The organism is Pontiella desulfatans, assembly GCF_900890425.1.
In the GTDB taxonomy this organism is placed as follows: Bacteria; Verrucomicrobiota; Kiritimatiellia; order Kiritimatiellales; family Pontiellaceae; genus Pontiella; species Pontiella desulfatans.
Genome location: NZ_CAAHFG010000002.1, coordinates 308,393 through 325,882, shown reverse-complemented (window position 1 = coordinate 325,882; position 17,490 = coordinate 308,393). Strand labels below are relative to the sequence as shown.

General features: G+C 54.0%; 12 protein-coding genes. 3 read left to right on the top strand and 9 right to left on the bottom strand.

Annotation, left to right across the window (positions count from 1 at the left end; translation table 11 throughout):
* The first annotated feature begins 94 nt into the window (after positions 1 to 94).
* Entirely contained in the window at positions 95 to 2,128 is a 2,034-nt protein-coding gene (locus tag E9954_RS17095) for an elongation factor G (protein ID WP_136080519.1), read from the top strand.
* 319 nt (positions 2,129 to 2,447) lie between these two features.
* Here E9954_RS17095 and E9954_RS17090 read toward each other — a convergent pair whose 3' ends face one another.
* The 3 genes from E9954_RS17090 to E9954_RS17080 form a co-directional block, all read right to left on the bottom strand.
* Entirely contained in the window at positions 2,448 to 3,227 is a 780-nt protein-coding gene (locus E9954_RS17090; protein WP_136080518.1) for a TorF family putative porin, read from the bottom strand.
* A 117-nt stretch (positions 3,228 to 3,344) separates the two neighbouring features.
* Positions 3,345 to 3,686: a P-II family nitrogen regulator gene (locus tag E9954_RS17085; protein ID WP_136080517.1), complete on the bottom strand. Its 342-nt coding sequence runs from the start codon at positions 3,684 to 3,686 to the stop codon at positions 3,345 to 3,347.
* Between the two features lie 86 nt (positions 3,687 to 3,772).
* Complete coding sequence (locus tag E9954_RS17080; protein WP_222847216.1) at positions 3,773 to 5,140, bottom strand: ammonium transporter; 1,368 nt, start codon at positions 5,138 to 5,140, stop codon at positions 3,773 to 3,775.
* A 311-nt stretch (positions 5,141 to 5,451) separates the two neighbouring features.
* Here E9954_RS17080 and E9954_RS17075 point away from each other — a divergent pair, with 311 nt between their 5' ends.
* The gene (locus tag E9954_RS17075) at positions 5,452 to 7,059 is read left to right on the top strand and encodes an N-acyl-D-amino-acid deacylase family protein (RefSeq protein WP_136080516.1); all 1,608 of its coding nucleotides are present in this window, start codon (positions 5,452 to 5,454) and stop codon (positions 7,057 to 7,059) included.
* Positions 7,060 to 7,402: 343 nt separating this feature from the next.
* Here E9954_RS17075 and E9954_RS17070 read toward each other — a convergent pair whose 3' ends face one another.
* Positions 7,403 to 7,981: a helix-turn-helix domain-containing protein gene (locus E9954_RS17070; protein ID WP_136079525.1), complete on the bottom strand. Its 579-nt coding sequence runs from the start codon at positions 7,979 to 7,981 to the stop codon at positions 7,403 to 7,405.
* Between the two features lie 104 nt (positions 7,982 to 8,085).
* Between E9954_RS17070 and E9954_RS33905 the strand changes: the two genes are divergently transcribed.
* Positions 8,086 to 8,358, top strand: coding sequence for an integrase core domain-containing protein (locus E9954_RS33905; RefSeq protein WP_136080231.1), 273 nt, complete (start codon positions 8,086 to 8,088; stop codon positions 8,356 to 8,358).
* Positions 8,359 to 8,603: 245 nt separating this feature from the next.
* On the opposite strand, the gene E9954_RS17060 is transcribed toward E9954_RS33905, so the two are convergent.
* The 5 genes from E9954_RS17060 to E9954_RS17040 form a co-directional block, all read right to left on the bottom strand.
* Entirely contained in the window at positions 8,604 to 10,220 is a 1,617-nt protein-coding gene (locus tag E9954_RS17060; RefSeq protein WP_136080515.1) for a glycoside hydrolase family 31 protein, read from the bottom strand.
* A 107-nt stretch (positions 10,221 to 10,327) separates the two neighbouring features.
* Positions 10,328 to 11,926 (bottom strand): sulfatase family protein, encoded by a 1,599-nt coding sequence (locus E9954_RS17055; protein ID WP_136080514.1) that lies wholly within the window; start codon positions 11,924 to 11,926, stop codon positions 10,328 to 10,330.
* 157 nt (positions 11,927 to 12,083) lie between these two features.
* Positions 12,084 to 13,142: a sialate O-acetylesterase gene (locus E9954_RS17050; RefSeq protein ID WP_136080513.1), complete on the bottom strand. Its 1,059-nt coding sequence runs from the start codon at positions 13,140 to 13,142 to the stop codon at positions 12,084 to 12,086.
* A 40-nt stretch (positions 13,143 to 13,182) separates the two neighbouring features.
* Entirely contained in the window at positions 13,183 to 14,622 is a 1,440-nt protein-coding gene (locus tag E9954_RS17045) for a sulfatase (protein ID WP_136080512.1), read from the bottom strand.
* Between the two features lie 78 nt (positions 14,623 to 14,700).
* The gene (locus E9954_RS17040; protein WP_136080511.1) at positions 14,701 to 17,442 is read right to left on the bottom strand and encodes a hypothetical protein; all 2,742 of its coding nucleotides are present in this window, start codon (positions 17,440 to 17,442) and stop codon (positions 14,701 to 14,703) included.
* Positions 17,443 to 17,490: the final 48 nt, after the last annotated feature.

Genomic DNA, 17,490 nt, shown 5'->3' with positions numbered 1-17,490 from the left:
GTCCGGGAATGCGGTTCCCGGGGATCCAAGCAACCGGTAACCCATAACAGATAACTAATAAGCGCGCGCCGGGCGCGCAGAAACGGAGAGACAGATGAAAAACATCCCCATCGACAATGTACGCAACTTCGCTCTAATGGGCCACACTGGTAGCGGAAAGACTTCGCTGGTCGACAGTATCCTGTTCAAGCTGGGCCAGGTTGATCGCGTGGGTTCTCCGGAAAGCGGCACCAGTGTGGCTGATTGGACCGAGGAAGAAAAAGCGCACCAAATCTCCATTTGGGCCAAGCCCTTCGACGGCGTCTACACCGCCGCCTCCCGCAAGATCCGCCGCCTGGTCATGATCGACACCCCCGGCTTCGCCGACTTCATCGGCCAAATGGTCGCCGCCGCGGAAGTGACCGATGCCGCCCTCATCACCGTCGATGCATCCTCCGGCATACAGGTCGGAACCCAGCGCGCCTGGAAGGCCGCCGAAAAACGCAACCTGCCGCGCGGCATCGCCATCACCTGCCTCGACAAGGACGACACCAGTTTCGACAACACCCTTTTGGACATCAAGGAACGCTGGGGCGAAGACCGCTGCGTGGCCATGGTATTGCCGACCTCCGACGGCAAGGCCATCGACATCCTCAATACCCCCGCCGACCAGGTTCCGGACGAGCTCAAGGACCGCGTGAAAGGCATTAAGGACCATCTGATCGAGCTGGCCGCCGAAACCGACGATTCGCTGATGGAAAAATATTTCGAAGGCGAGGAACTGACCGCGGACGAGTTTTCCGAAGGCCTGCGCAAGTCCGTGCACGACGCGCACCTGATTCCCGTCTTCGCCACCTCGGTCAAGGCCGACATGGGCGTGAAGGAAACCATGGACTCCATCAGCCGCCTGTTCCCCTCCCCCCACGACTACCCGGTCAGGTGCGCCGAAGGCAACGAGATTTCCGCCGAGGAAGACCAGCCATTCTCCGGCCAGGTCTGGCGCTGCTACAACGACGCGTTCATTGGCCAGTTGACCTTTGTCCGCATCTACAGCGGCGTGCTCAAGCCCGGCATGGAAATCTACAACCCCACCAAGAACCAGAAGGAAAAGGTCAGCACCATCCTTTATGTGGATGGCAAGAAAACCACCGAGGCGCAAGAGGCCAAGGCCGGCGACATTGTTGCGCTCACCAAGCTCAAGAACACCTACCTCAACGATTCGCTCTGCTCCCCCGGAAGCGAAATCCAGTTCGAACCCATCGTGTTCCCCGCCCCCGTCACGGCCTACGCCGTCGAACCCAAGAACAAGGCCGATGCCGACAAGATCGGGCAGGCCCTGCACCGCGCCACCGACGAGGATCCCTCGACCAAGCTCGTGCACGACACCGAAACCCACGAGCTGGTGCTCTGGGGCATGGGCGATATGCACCTGGAAGTCACACTCGAGCATATCAAGAACCGCTCCAACGTCGAGATGACCCACCACACGCCAAAGGTCGCCTATATGGAAACCATCACCGGCAGCGGCGATGGGCACTACAAGCACAAGAAACAGTCCGGCGGCCGCGGCCAGTATGGCGAATGCTACATCCGCATCCGCCCGAAGGACCCGTCCGAAGAAGAATGGTTCGTCAACAAGCTCGTGGGCGGGTCGATTCCCGGCAACTTTGTTCCGGCCTGCGAAAAAGGATTCGTGGAAGGCCTGACCAACGGGCCGCTCGTCGGCTCGCAAGTCATCAATGTGCAGGTGGAACTCTACGACGGCTCCTACCACGACGTCGATTCCTCGGAAGTCGCCTTCAAGATTGCCAGCTCGCGCGCACTGCACGAAGCCATCGAAAAAGCGAACCCGGTGCTGCTCGAACCCATCATGAGCGTCAAGGTGATTGTACCCGACCAGTTCATGGGCGACATTTCCGGGTTGCTCAACACCAAACGCGGCCGGATTCTGGGAATGGGCCCGGAGGATGGTCTACAGGCCATCACCGCCGATGTTCCGCAGGCCGAAATGTTCAAGTTTTGTTCCGAGCTGCGCTCGATCACCAGCGGCCAGGGCTCCTTCGAAATGGAGTTCAGCCGCCACGAGCAGCTGCCCGCCCATCTTGCCTCGAAAGTAATCGGGGAGGCGAAAGCCGCCAAGGAGGAGTAGAAAAAAAAGGAAGCAACTAAAGAGGAAAACTGAAACAAACGTTCCGCAAGGAACACCCCACGGGCGGGCCTCCGGGCCTGCCCGTCCTTTTAAACGTGAAACGCACCCAATGAAGCTCGCGCTGTAAGTCGACGGGATATCAATGTAGACGAAGCCTCCAGCCTCGTTGCGCACGCATGCGGATAGCTCGATGCAAGCAATGAAGCTGGAAGCTCCATCTACATTCGCAGCAAGTGGCGGGGTATTGCCCTACGGCTTCGCAACAAAAAAAAAAGCGCCCCGGAAGGAACGCTTTTTTAAACGCTTAATTTAAGCGATTCTAGAAAGAAGCCCCGATGCTAAGCATGGCAACAACATCTACGTCATAGCCAAGCTGCCAACCGTCTTCTTCGCCATCGCCGTCCTCATCCTTGGTTTCATAGTAGGCATCGCCGAGGACTTTGTCATCAATCTGGCCAATATAGGCAATGGAAGCACCAACGCTCCACACTTCGCCAAGAGCATAACCTACTCCTACAGAAAGATCATAGTCAGCAAAACCACTCTTTCCTCCGGAAGGATCAGCATATCCAACACGCGCTCCCAAGGACACTCCAAGCTCTTCGGTAGCCGCAATGTCGTAACCAGCTGAAAACTCACCATAGGCCGATGATCCGATGACTCCACCCACTCCCTGGTAATAGGTCATACCGAGTGAAGCATCACCAATTGCATAGCCAACCCCAACGTTGGCTTCCTTATCAGACGAACCCGCTCCATAGGTATATTCGCAATAGCCAACGTATAAATCGAGCCCGTCTACAAAACTAGGCAGGCTATAGGTAGCGTACCAGTCCGTTTCCTGGAAGGTTGAACTCGAAGCTCCGGTGTAGGAATCGCCCAGGTCGCAGGCACCCCATGCACCTACCGAGACGGCACCATACTCTTCGGCAAGACCAAAACCGGAAGCTTCGATTCCTGGCTGGAAGCTTGCCTTGTCGCTCAATGTCACGCCGCGAAAAACATATGCAGACGCAAAGTCCATCGTGACGCCGACTTCGGCCATAGCAACGCCAGCGATGAGACCGGCTGCGATTGTTGTAGTAATAATTTTTTTCATTGTTATCTCCTTAGTTGTTTCTCTGTTTGCTTATGATTTTAGGGAAACCGGGCCCCGACTCAGTCCCTCGAGGATGCGAAAGGAAAATCCCCAGGGCCCGGCTTCTTAATTGTTTGGTTAACCTACGGCCTCGGGGCCTTTTTCGCCGGTGCGGATGCGGATGCATTCCGGAAGGTCCAGCACGAAGATCTTACCGTCGCCAATGTTTCCGGTGCGGGCACCGGCAATGATGGCTTCGATGGTGGTGTCGACGAAGTCGTCGTTCACCGCGATCTCGATGCGGACTTTCTTCAGCAGGTTCACCTCGATGTCCGCTCCGCGGTAGGTTTCGTGGTAGCCCTTCTGCTGACCGCAGCCCATGGCATTGGTCACCGACATTTTGTAGACTTCTTTTTCGTAGAGCGCCTGCTTCACTTCGTTGAGCTGTTCAGGCTGAACATATGCGATTATGAGTTTCATGATTTCTCCTAGGTCTCGGGCCGAAAGGTCGCAGGTCGCTCAGGACTTTTGACTGGATAACTTTCGGGCATCGACCATTGTCATCCTTAGTTGGTGGTGAAGATCTGGAAGCCGTTGTAGGCTTCTTCGCCGTGTTCGCCGATATCCAGTCCGCGGAGTTCTTCTTCCTTGCTGACGCGGAGCATTCCAACCGCCTTGAGGATCGAGAAGAGCACGAACATGGTGAGGAAGGCCCAGATCGGGATGATTACGGAACCGGCGATCTGCGCGATCCAGTTGCCGTATTCACCGACGGCCTGGCTGCTGACCCCGTCGTAGGAACCGAAGATGGCCACCGCGATGCCGCCCCACACGCCGCAAAGGCCGTGTACGGGGAATGCGCCAACCGGATCGTCGATTTTGAGTTTATCGAGCAACTTGACACCAGCGACGACGAGGATACCCGCGACCGCGCCGATGATGATGGCTTCCACGTTGGAGACACCGTCGCAGTTGGCGGTGATGCCGACGAGACCGGCGAGTACGCCGTTGGCCGCCATGGTGAGGTCGGGCTTCTTATGCAGCACCCAGGTGGCAACCATGGCCAGTACGGCACCGGCACCGGCAGCAAGCAGGGTGTTGACCGCAATCAACATAACCGCATCCGTGTTGTCTTTGCCAACGATGGCGAGCTGGGAGCCCGGGTTGAAACCGAACCAGCCGATGAGCAGGATGAATACACCCAAGGTCGCGATGGGCAGGTTGTGTCCCGGCATGGCCTTGGACTTGCCATCCTTGGTGAAGCGTCCGATGCGCGGGCCGAGGACAATGGCCCCGGCCAGGGCCGCAAAACCACCGCAGGCGTGCACCACCAGCGAACCGGCGAAATCGTAGAAGCCCATGGCGTCCAGGAAACCGCCGCCCCATTTCCAGTAGCCGGAAATCGGGTAGATGAACGCCGTCAAGACGGCGGAGTAAACCAGGTATGCGCTGAATTTCAGGCGTCCGGCAACCGCACCGGAAACGATGGTTGCCGCCGTGGCCGCGAAGGCCACCTGGAAGAGGTAGTCCACTTGCGGAGTCAGGGCGCCGGCCTCGGCAACATCGGCGCCGATTCCCGGAATACCGAATTGGCCAAAGGCCAGGAAGCCGTTTCCATCTCCCGGATACATCAGGCCGTAACCGATGATAAAGTAAAGAACCATGCCGATGGAAAGGTCCATCAGGTTTTTGAACAGAATATTCACGGTGTTCTTCGCGCTGTTGAAGCCGGATTCAACCAGGGCGAAACCTGCCTGCATGAACAGAACCAGCACCGCGCAGAACAGCAGGAACATATTATCGATCGCATAGGAAACTGCGTCCCCGGCAGCGACCTCCGCCTCGGCAGCTTCTTGCGCCATTGCGGGCGACGCCAACCCCAGCACCAACGCTGCCGCGATCAATGCCGGTATTTTCATCCATTTCATTTTCATTTTAACACCCTTCACGAGGTTTCTTTCTCTTGCTTATACACCCGAACACCGTGTTCGCGGCTTATGGAGAGGCCTTATTGCAACAGGTGTGCCAACGGCTTCCGCAACGCATCATCAAGAAACGTTATCCATTTGTTATGAACAGGTTAAAATATTGCGCACCATCTGTACACATTTGATTCCTCCCCCCATACTGCATCATATATGTACGCGATATGCTTTTCTTTACATTTTTGTATCCAAATGCCTCCAGCTCCTAGTATAGCGTTGTTTTTCCTCCCTATTAGGAGCTTTGAAGGTAGAATCAACCCATGGACTTCGAGATAAAAATCAGCGACGGCAAGATCCTTGACGGATCCGGAAATATCGCTTCCCATTGCGACATAGGCATTAACAACGGAAGAATTACAAAAATGGGCGAACTTTCCGCCGCATCGGCGGAAAAAACCGTTCATGCGTCCGGACTAACCGTTTGCCCGGGCTTTATTGACACCCACTCGCACTCGGATACCTATCTGCTCCTCGAACCCTCCGCCGCATCCAAGGTCTATCAAGGCATCACCACAGAGATTTGCGGCAACTGCGGCGCTTCCGCCGCCCCGCTCAACGGCGACTACAAAATGCCCTCCGACTGGCTCGACAAGGACTACTCCGCACTGCCCTCCAAGCACACTTGCGCAAGTGTGCTTGGGAAAGGCGCCCCTCCCTGGAAAACCGTCTCCGACTACCGGGCGCTCTACGAAGCCGTGAAGCCGGCCATCAATGCCGCCTTGCTCGTTGGACACAACACGCTACATGCCGGCATCTGCGGCTATGAGCCCCGCGCCGCCTCCGTCAACGAGCAGAAGCGGATGGAACGGGCGCTTGAGCAAGCGCTCGCCGAAGGAGCAATCGGCCTGAGCTCCGGGCTCGCCTACCCGCCCGGCTCCGCCGTACCGCGCGAGGAAATCATTGAGCTGGCCAAGGTGGTCGTTAAATATGACGGGCTATACACCACCCATATGCGGTCGGAATCCAGCGAATTGCTCGAAGCCATCGACGAATCGATCCAGATTGCCGAACACGCCGGCGCCAGACTGCAGATTTCGCACCTCAAGGCATCGGGCACCAGCAACTGGAACAAGATCGATTCCGCCTTCGAGATGATCCGGAACGCCCAAAAACGGATACCGATCGGCTCCGACCGCTACCCCTACACCGCCGGCTCCACCGATCTCGACATTTGCCTGCCCAAGTGGGCCACCTATGGCGGGCGCCCCGCCATCCTCGAACGCCTGCGCACCCCCGCCGTTCGCGAAAAGATCCGGGAAGAACTCCTGGAAAACCCTCCCGGCCACTGGGATAATGTGATGGTTGGCTCCACGCAGTTCGAGGAATTCAAAGGCCACTACCTCCCCGAAGTAGCCAAGGCATTGGAAATGAACGAAGTCGATGCCTTCCTCCGCCTGATCGACGCGGACGACCTGAAAACCGGCGGCATTTTCTTTGGCCTGTCGGAAGAAAACCTTTGGCGTGTGCTGGCCGAACCGTATGTCTCCATCGGTTCCGACGGTTCGATGCGCGCGCCTTGGGGACCGCTCTCCACCGATCACCCCCACCCGCGCTCCTATGGAAGCCACACCCGGTTCCTGCGCGCCGCCCTAGACGGAAAAACCGTCCCACTCCCCGAAGCCATTCGAAAAATGACCTCCCTGCCCGCCGAACAATTTGGCCTGAAGAGACGCGGGCTGCTTAAGGAAGGCTACGCCGCCGACATCCTCGTCTTCGATCCGGAGGAGATCCGCGAAAACGCAACCTATGCGAAACCCCACCAGCTTTCCGGTGGCATGCGCCACGTTTTCGTGAACGGAGTCCACGCCCTGGATGGCGGAAACCCCACCAGCCATCACGGCGGCAGTTTCATCGCGAGAGCTCGATGAAACCTCATCGCCCCCGTATTTGGTGGAAAGCAAAAAAAACCTCCAACCCGTTAGGGATCAGAGGCTAAAGTGGTGGCGACTCCCAGAATCGCCTCACAAAACCGATTTTAACCTGTCACATCACACTTATAGCTAACACGTTACGTTGTTTTTCCGATCACCATAAAACGATCTAACAACACCGAATGTGTATCATGTGTGTGTCCCACTCGAAAGCCTAAACTGAGACACCAAACGTACAATCAACCGCCTCATAATTATCGATGGTGATATGCCTGGTAAAGTTGGAGCCGCGTATCGAACTCCTGCTGATTCCTGCCACAGCAGGCGTTGACGGTTGGCATTAAGCTACCTGACTCAGCTGCCGACGTCTCCTTTCCCGCTCTGCCCTCTTCTTATCCTGACCCTCCATCCTCTTCCGAAGTCTCAGATCAACTTTATGAGGATTATCCGGAAAACCGTCGCAGTCTTGCAACTCCCCCTTACAGAACCGATCCCAGATTTTTGAATACCAGTAGTCCACCGCCGTAATCGCCAGGTCCAGGTCATACCTTTCCTTCAGCCAGACCTGTATGCTTTCATGTCCTTTACCCCCGCTTATCAGGCCCGCTGTCAGATGCTCGACTAAATCGACTATCATTTCCTCGGTAAGTGCAGGTTGGCGGGTAGGCCTGTAGTTGTTTTTCTCCAATGCCCAAGTACCACCCTCCCGCCAGCGCCTTACCCAGTTTGTTACACTCGCCCGGCTACACCCGACTAGCTCTGCGATTTCATCGGTAGTGTACTTTCCTGACAAGGCATAAAGGATGACCTGGTACCGACGCTTTGCCTTCCAGTTTTTCTGGAAATGAGCATCGTCGATATGATCAAGAAGGTCTTCACGGGAGTAGGTACTGGAGGTGATTTTAAGTTTCGGTCTCATAATGATGAATTATAGTAAAACAGCATGCTACGAGCACACAATCTCTACAGAGAAATTCGCCGTTATCGCCTCTTATAGGTCGTTCATTGCTACTTTAACGTTCGATATATACTCATCAAGTAAACGAATACGCGGAAGCCAGCATAGGTATCGTTAAGAAACAATGCCTTAACCACTTCATCTGCTTCAGTCTGGATCATCTAAATCACATTAACAAAGAGTGGCTTAATTACTATAACAACCACCGTCCTCATCAGGGAGTAGATATCGGAAACAAGATTCTCCGTCCTGATTTCCAACCAACCGACAAAGGTGTGATTAAGCGAGAACAACGCCTCGGTGGAGTAATCTCGTATTGCTACCGCGAAGCTGCCTAGCCCTGCCCTTCCAACACCACCAGCGCAACACCTCTCGTTCAGATTGAACGGATTTTTCGTCATACCCTGACGGCATAAATCCGGTCATTTTCCATCGTATTGTCACCAGCTTCAACCAACTCACTCGCTCTGAGCGGATATCTTTTCGAACCAACTCCCAAACTTTGGCCAATGTTTTCTGGCATTATCGCTACGGATTAGTTTTCGTAGGGACCACACCTAGAGAAAAATCCCCGCTTAGGCATTTAACGTATGACTTTGAAATAGGGCAGGCGTTTCAGGGAAACATCGATTTCAACCGTTTTTCCACCGGCATAAATCTGGCCATCCTCCGCTTTCCATTTTCCCGCGGGAAGAACCACCGAACGCGAGCGCGCACCTTTTTCGACGACGGGGGCGACGATGATATCGTTGCCTAGCACGAACTGGTCTTTGACCGTTTCATAGCCGCCGTTCGGGAACGCCAGTACCATGGGTTTGACGATTGGTTCGCCTGTTTTGGAAGCCTCTTTGGCCAGCGCCAGAATATGATCACCCATCTTCAGATGGAGATTTGCCATATCGAGGCAGATCTGCTGGTTTTCTTTGGAGAGAATCCGCCATGGAGCGACCGAAAACTGCATCATCGGCATCAGTGCATGCACCTGGGCGGAACGAACCACCAGTTCCTCATCAATGACAGCACTGTTGAGGAACGAACGGTATTCTCCGCCGCCGATCATATCCGGGCAGGTATAGGCATAGCCCATCACGCTCTGCGACATCTGGTCGGGAATGAGTTTGGCGAGATCTTCCCATTTGTGACCTTTATCGCGGAGACGCTGCGCCAACGGCAGCCCGGCCATTTTCCAGGACGCGCGGTATTCATTCAACGGATAGTTAAGGCCAAACTCCGCAAAGAACTGCGTATGGTCATTAGGCGAAACGTCCTGTTGCCAGGAGACAACGCCTTCGGTGTAAAACCGGGCATCACCCGCATCAAACTTAAACCCGTCCACCCCGTACTCTTCCACCAGATAATCCAGCTTCTTTTTAAACCATTCCTGTGTTTTCGGATTACTCAGATCCAGGCAGGCACTCGCCCCGTTCCACCAACGGATAACCGCCGCCTTGTTCTTGGTATTGGCCCACAGAATATTCTGCGTCTTCTGCGGATCAAGCAGGAGCAGACCATCTGCTGCCAACTGCCGGAAGTCAGCCGAGTCGGCCGAAACAAACGGGCACATCCAGAGCATGACCTTAAAGCCCATGGCATGCAGTTTATCCATCATGCCTTTCGGATCCTGAAACCGACGCGGAGAAAACTCCCAGGTCCCGTAATCCTCCTGCCAGTTATCATCAATCATCAGCACGCCCGGCGGATACCCCTGATCAATAATCGCCTGCGCATACGCCAGAATATCTTCTTCATTCTGATCATACATCAGCTCAATCCAGGTATTGTACTGCGGATGTGTAAACAGCAGTTCATCCGGAATATTTCCGTCCGATGGAAAATAGGTTTTTGACACATGGCCAAAGGCCCCCGCCAGGTTGTTCCCCTTAGCACCCGATTCAATCTTTCCCTCACGGGTGGTTACGGTGATGGTGCCCTTGTCAAATGAGTACTTAATCGGCTGCTCGCTCCAGACATAGCGGCCCTTGTTGGAGAGCAGCAAAGGCTGCGCCTGATTCCCCTTGTTATCCCCGTAAAGTTCATACGACACCTTGCTTGTCGCGTCGTAAGGCGTTTCATGCCCTTTGGAGCTGAGCCCCGCCCACCAGTACTCGCCCGGCAGCATCTTAAGTTCCAGTTTGTCTGCCATTGCTGACAACTGCAATCCAGCCATCAACGTTAAACCTGCAATTACCAATCGTTTCATTTCATCAACCTTTCATTCCTTCAAATATAATGTAGGACAGGCTTCCAGCCTGTCTACATACGCAATGCCATCCTGCGGGAGACAGGCTGGAAGCCTGTCCTACTTTCCTAATCCAACGGCGCCTTTTCAAAATCAGAAGGATTAACCCAACCGGTCTGTTTCGGCGTAAATTCCCCCGCCATGAACCGTTCGTAAAAATTCCACGCATGCGGCTGAGAATAGCCGTATGTATCAAATACCGCACCATTTCCCAGGATGCGCGGATCATCCTGATCCTTCAGCACCTTCTCCATCCGCTGTTTCATTTCCGCCTTCAACTGCGCGGCTTTTTCACTGGTCGCCCTGTTGTTCAAACAATCCGGATCGGCAGCAATATTAAAGAGCTCTTCATGAACCGTTCGCTTTCCAAACGAAAGCTCCCAGTATTTCGTATCCTTCCCTTCACGGCGCATATTCAGGATTTCGGTTTTGGTCGCCCCTCCATCGCAGTCGAGATAACCCAGTTCCGGATTCCCGGTCGGCCAGCGGTCGAGCTCATAATTGTAGAGGTAAAGGTGATCCTTCCCAACGATCCCACGGATCGGATAGCCGGCATTATTCGGGCGGCTGTAATCGTGTCGCTCCTTGCCGATCAGCACAAAGTCGCGCTCCGGATTCACCTGTCCCGCTTTTTCGGAATAGAAAACATCCGTTAGGCTACGGCCCGGCGAAGAATGCATTCCGGATTCTTCAAACGGGACCCCCGCCACCTCCAGAAACGTCGGCGCAAAATCAATAAAGCTGACCATGTCATCCACGGCGCGGCCCGGGTTCTTAATCCCCTTCGGCCACATAACCGCCAGCGGCATATGATTCGAATATTCATACTCCTGCGCCTTGCAGCGAGGGAACGGCATCCCGTTGTCAGACGTCATCAAAATGATCGTATTATCCAACAGACCGCGTTTTTCCAAGGTCTGGATCATCCGCCCCAGATGCATATCCGCATGCTCTATTTCCAGCGCATAATCCAGCATATCATTGCGGACGACCTCCGTGTCCGGCCAGAAGTCCGGTACCTTATCGATCATCTCCAGCTTTTTACCCGCCCGCACCGCACTGCCGTATTCATAGCGGCGATGAGGTTCACGTGCACCGTACCAGAAAAACCACTCCTGCTCCCCGGCCGCATCCAGGAAGTCTGCAAAGTTGGCTGCATAGTTCTCACCGGACATTCCCTTCGCCGGAGGTTTTTCCTTATGCTTCGACCAGGACTTGCCGATCAATTCGCGTTTTTCACCCTCCACTTTACCCGGATCACCCGGCCCCCAGCCCTTACCGGTCTTACCCGTCAGGTATCCATTCGCCTTCAATGCCTCCGGGAAGGTTTTAAATTTAGCAGGAAAATTAACCACGTGGTTTGCCGCCTCTTCCAGTTGCCACGAATTGCGGCCCGTCAGAATGCTGGAACGCGACGGCGCACACTTGGCATTCGGCGTGTAGGCATTGCGGAAAAGGATGCCCTCTTTTGCCAATCGATCAAAAGCCGGCGTATCCACCCACTCACAACCATAAGCGCTCATATGCGCCCACGATGCATCATCCATAATACAGAACAGAATATTCGGCCTGTCCTGAGCCTGTCGTAAGGGCCGTTCAGCCGAACTCACAGCCGCAGCACAGAATAAACCCGCAACCGCCAATCCCTGAACCCATTTTTGAATCATATCACCATGTCCTCACTCAAACGTCGTGCTTCATTGCCCTATCATATCTATATAAACAGATGAAAAACAGAAATCTAAACAGATGAAAACAGAACCGACAACACCGCAAGACTGTCCATCCGGACAGTCAACGGGAATCAAATATTCAATGGCCCATTCACAGCGCACCAGACTTTTTATATGCAAAAGCCAGCCGCTTACCGATTTCAACCTGCCCTGCCGTCGTAAAATGAACCCCTTCATAGGTCGGCAGGTCATCCACATCAATGACAGCCGTCTTCGGGCGTTCAGCAGCCATTTTTCGAATATCTCGTTTCATTTTAGAAATACGGTCAGCCTGATCAAAAAAGCCTGAACCTCGACCGGTGACCGCCTGAAAAGCGCTCATAAACTCATTCGCCGAAAGCGATTCTAAACCGGCTTTTTTCTGCAGTTCATCCGCTCCGAAAGCAGCCCCTGATTGAGCATAATCCAATAAGGCCGGGACGATTTGTTCCCCGTGCGGTTTATCCTGCAAATTCTTTGATGGAAAATGCGAATCCATCACCATGAGTGGAACAGCAGAACTGAAACCGACATCTTCAGCCAGATTGTCCAACAACGTCACAACACGCCCGGACCACTGCGAAGCCAAACGCTCCGTCTTTGCATCGGCCTCCGCCTGAAACCAAAGAAATCCGGAAATTTCACAGGGCTGATCCAGCAAAGCCAACGCATCCTGGATGGTTTTCAGTAAAACCGGATATTGCGGCGGCTTGTCCTTTTTCGCTGAACCGATGTGTCCGGCCTCCTTCATCAAAGCGGTATATTCCTCTGTTCCATGGTTCTTATCCCAGGCCACCACCGAGGTTCCACCGCTCGACTGCTTGATGATACAAATCGAATCGTCTGGAAAGGCTTTCCGCATTTCCCGCCCGAAACCCAGCTCCGGCCCGAAACCCTCCTTTTCAATTCCAAACTTTTCCGCAGTGCGCTTATAGGGGGCAAGCGGTTGCCAGCGGTTTGCGGTATACTTCGAAAAGAGTAACGCCTGAGGATCTTTCGCTCTTAACGGCGTCGGCAGTAAATCCCCGTTACCGGCTCCGCCGCAATTGGACTGCCCCGACAGAATGAACACACGCGTTTTCGGCTTCGTATTCCCGAACGCATGTATCGAAGCAAACGCCGTTGCAGCGGTTACGTAAAAAGCACGCCGAGTAAGATTTCTATTCTGCATATGAGCCCTTTGACTTTAGACGTTCCGACCTTCGACGATATTACTTCCCATTCCTCGGGGATTCCGGTTCGCGCTCAGTTGGAACCAGCGCCTTCAGACGTTCCTTAATGGCTTCATATTCAGGATTGTTGATCAGGTTATTCCATTCCATTGGATCGTTCTTATGATCATACAGCTCTTCCGTCCCCTGTTCGGTAAAAACGATATAGCTGTAGCGCCCATCATAAATCCGGTGCCCGCCATAGCCATAGTCCGAAAGTGTCGGCGTATTCCATTTCATATCCGGATTCTGCAGCAGTTTTGCAAAACTGCGTCCGTCGTTTTCAGGATTCTTTGGCAGGCCACACAGATCAATGAGCGTCGGATACATGTCAATCAGGTTAACGACTCCCATACACTGTTTGTTGTCCGGCGTGACGCCCGGCACCTTGACCATCATCGGCACGCGACAAGATTCCTGCCAGAGCTGCGTCTTGCCGTATTTCTGTTTCTCGCCAAGATGCCATCCGTGGTCGCCCCAAAGCATCACAATCGTATTGTCGGCATACTTGCTGTTGGCCAGTCCATCAAGCAGCACGCCAACACAATCATCCAGAAACGTGATCGTCGCGAGATAGGCCTGCACGGCCTCCTTGTGGCGGCCGGCTGTTTCCACACGCACCCAGGTGTTATGCGGTTTGACCGGCTTCCCAAACTTGTTTTTGATGTCTTCAAGATCATCCGGAATCGTCTTTGGAAGCTCAATATCCTCCAACGGATACCGATCAAAGTATTTCTGCGGGACATACCACGGCAGATGCGGCTTGGATAAACCGATCGCCATAAAAAAGGGTTTCTCGAACTCCCGCGTATTGAGTTGCTCCGCTGCCCACTCGGCGGTGATGTAATCCTTCATCTTGGTTTCATCATTTCCAATGGTTGGACCCCAGTCGAACCCTTTGGCATGATAGGATTTGTCGCTCAGCAGCGCCGGCAGCCCATTGACCGGGCGGTCTTTACTGATCGCGCCGACGCCTCCCTTTAAAGGAACCCATTCATCGAAGGCCCATTGCCCTTCATCCCCCTTTGCATTCCCTTTATCGCCTGGCACTGGGTGTTTGTGGAAAATTTTACCCGAGGACAAGGTATGATAGCCATGTGTGCTGAAATATTGCGGCAGGGTCAACAGGTCTTTTGTTTTCGGCGCATTCCGCAGATTCGTCGTATTTCCATACACGCCGGTATTGTGCGGATACTTTCCGGTCAGCAGCGATGAACGCGAAGGGCCGCACACGGTCGAGGAGCAGTGCGCATCATACATCACCATGCCTCCCTCGGCATTGAACTTGTCGAGGTTCGGCGTCTGCACCTGCGGATGGCCGTCAAAGCACCCGATCCAGTCATTCAGGTCGTCAATTGCGACAAACAGTACATTGGGCCTCTCGGCCGCATTGGCCAAACCCGCCACCAGAACATAAAAAACAATCCATCTCTTCTTCATAAAAAATACTCCCAACCCTATGAACAGGTTTAATTAGTAATACGACAAGACAGGGCTGATCTAAACAGAGGTTTCAGCTTAGAATGGTTCCACTTGCAACTGGATAAACCGCTGGCCTTCATCACCGACACCATAGTGATTGCTGACCATGGCATAGCCGTCGATCGCCGGGCCGAAGGTTTGCGAGTCCCAGTTGTTCGTATTCGAAATTCCAGTCACCAGATTGGTTCGCTCAAGCAAACGATACACCAGGCTGCCATCGACCGCATTGGATGCATGAACATAGGTAAAGGCCGACTCATCGACTTCCACATTAATTAATCCATTGTCACTGGAATTGGTCGGGTTTCCGTTCAGGGCATATTCCGCAAGGTTACTCAGGTGGTCGTTGTCAAAGTCGGCCAATGGGTTCGAAAGGTCGGCACTTCCCCACCGGGTCGTCCAGATCTCGTATTCCGACAACAACTGCACGCCCGTGACGTGTATCGAGGCGATTTCAGCCCTTGCCGTCCCGGTTTGGGGCGGATTCTTTGATGCGTTCTTATCTTCCCTCAGGTAGCATTGCACGTAGGTATTGCTGCTGAAAATATCATTCCAGCCTAACGTCCCCCAGGATCCGGATGCATTAGCAGGAAGACTTTCAGCTCCGGAAAATTTTAATTGCCAACCTGCGGGATTGACCGTAAGCATCGCAGTAAATCCGTCTTCTAATTCAGCATGACTAACATCAAGATCCTCCCACAGCCAGTCTTCCGCGACACCGTCGCAGGCGGCAAGAGCCACCCTGCAGTTGCTATTATCCTGATTACCAATCAGAAGGGATAGTCCCAGCGGCGGTGCAACGGTTCCCGGGTTGTAGACCTGGGGTTGGGCGGAATTGTTCGGCCGGAGATTTATGCCCAATGGGCGCATCCACCAATGGGCAGCGCTCAGGCTGGCAACGTCGATCTGCAGCTTAAGGGAATCCTCGTCGGCAGCGTTGACTTTTTTTTTACTGATCATGGCGACAAACGGGAAATCATTCGTCGCACCCGCCAGATCCAGCACCGCATTTCCGCCGGCCTCAAACAGGGTAATCTCCGGATCGCTGAAATCTCCTGCAATGTCAAACCCGCCATTAACGTCTGAAGGGTCGGTTGCTGTAGCAATAGTTCCGTCGTCGAACGTGTCGGAAAAAAGAACCGACGACGTCGGGTTCGAAGCGCCTTCGAGTTTGATAATGCGCAAAAAACTCAGCACGGCCTCATTGGGAGCCGAAAACGTGATGTCGTAATCGAATCCCAGCGCCGGCGCGACCAGGTCGTCGATGATGAACGTTGCGGTTTTAAGCTTACCGTCCTGAGTCAATGGGATGGATTTCTGCTGGGCACCCGCAGGATTCTGGTAGCTGAGGGTCAGCATGCCCGACGTCTGATCCAAATAGCTGACTTTGACCGCCACTCGTGTCGGCTGCGTTCCGATAAAGCGGTCATCGATGGCAAAGCCGATGTTCTGTCCCAGTTTGGCCATGTGGTCGATATCCGAACTGGTCATCCACAGGCCGATCGGTTCGTTGCTGATCGGTTCAACCGGCGTGGTTTCGTATCCGGCTGAGTCGCGCTGATAAAGCCAGCGTTCAAAGTTTTTCACTTTCGTTCGTTCATTCAGACTACTTTCTCCAAGTACCCCTTTATTTAAGTAGGAGGTGTTCAGGTAGCACCAGATATCGGGTGTATCTTCCACGGTGCGGCCCAGCTCCTGAGCAACCCATGGAAGCAGCTGAGGCATGAGCGTATCCTTGTTATGCACATAGGTGCAGCGCATCTGCACCAGCCGCAGGTTCGACATAAAGTAGCGGTAGGAAAAGCTGACCAGGTTGGTGCCGAAGCGATAATCCCGCTCAGCCGTCGCCCAGGCTTCTTCATATTCTTCATTAACTTCGCCGTTGAAAGCTTGTTCCTTAATCACCCAGGCATCCTCATCCACATACAGATAGCCGTCCGCATCCACCTGCTGGCCGATGTAATCATCCGGAATGGTGTAGAGATATTTTTCCACAAAGCCGCGCCGGACGCCGAAGCCCTTGGCGAAGCCGTGTTCACTCGGCCCACCCATAAAGATTTTATGTTCAACGCCTGCGGCGGCAGCTCCCCAGGCATCCAGCCGCTCCTTCACATGCTGCGGCTCATTCGCCGGATCCATGCCATGCGGGCCGATGTCCTCATCGCCCAGCGACTTGGACGCATACCCGACATACATCGCCTGAACCGTGTCCATCTGCGGAATACCGGACAGTCGCAGCGAATCGATCAGGTTCGTGTAGTAGGTATGAAAGAGCGGATCAGCCGGATCATAGGCGGCCCAATCGCTCGTCCCCAGATCCGCCATGGCAATGCCTTTACCCTCCAGCCACTGCGGAGCATGACCCTTGGCCAAGTTGCCATCCTTCGATTGCGTGTGGGCCAGGATGCGGATGATAATCTTCTGCCCGTACGTTTCGCACTGGTCAATACGATCCAGCAGCGGTTGCCAATCGATTTGCCCTTCAACGGGTTCGAGCTCGCGCCAATAGACCCACTGAACAAAAGTCGCATTCACGGGAAAATTCGGATCGAGTTGCGGAACAGAACCGAGGCCGATTTCGCGATCCATCCCGAGAACTCCCTGCGAACTGGGCGTAACTGATGGCGGAAGCGACCAGTCCCAACCCTCAAGAATGTGATCCGTTGCACTCCAGCTTTGGGGCACGATTTCCCCGTTACCCGCCTTATGGTAATCCGGCCAATACGGATAATCGGGATCCGCCGCACGGCTTCCAGCAACCAGAACAACCAATATCATTAGTAAGCTTATCTTCTGCATCTTAGTGCCCTCTATGGTAAATTTCTC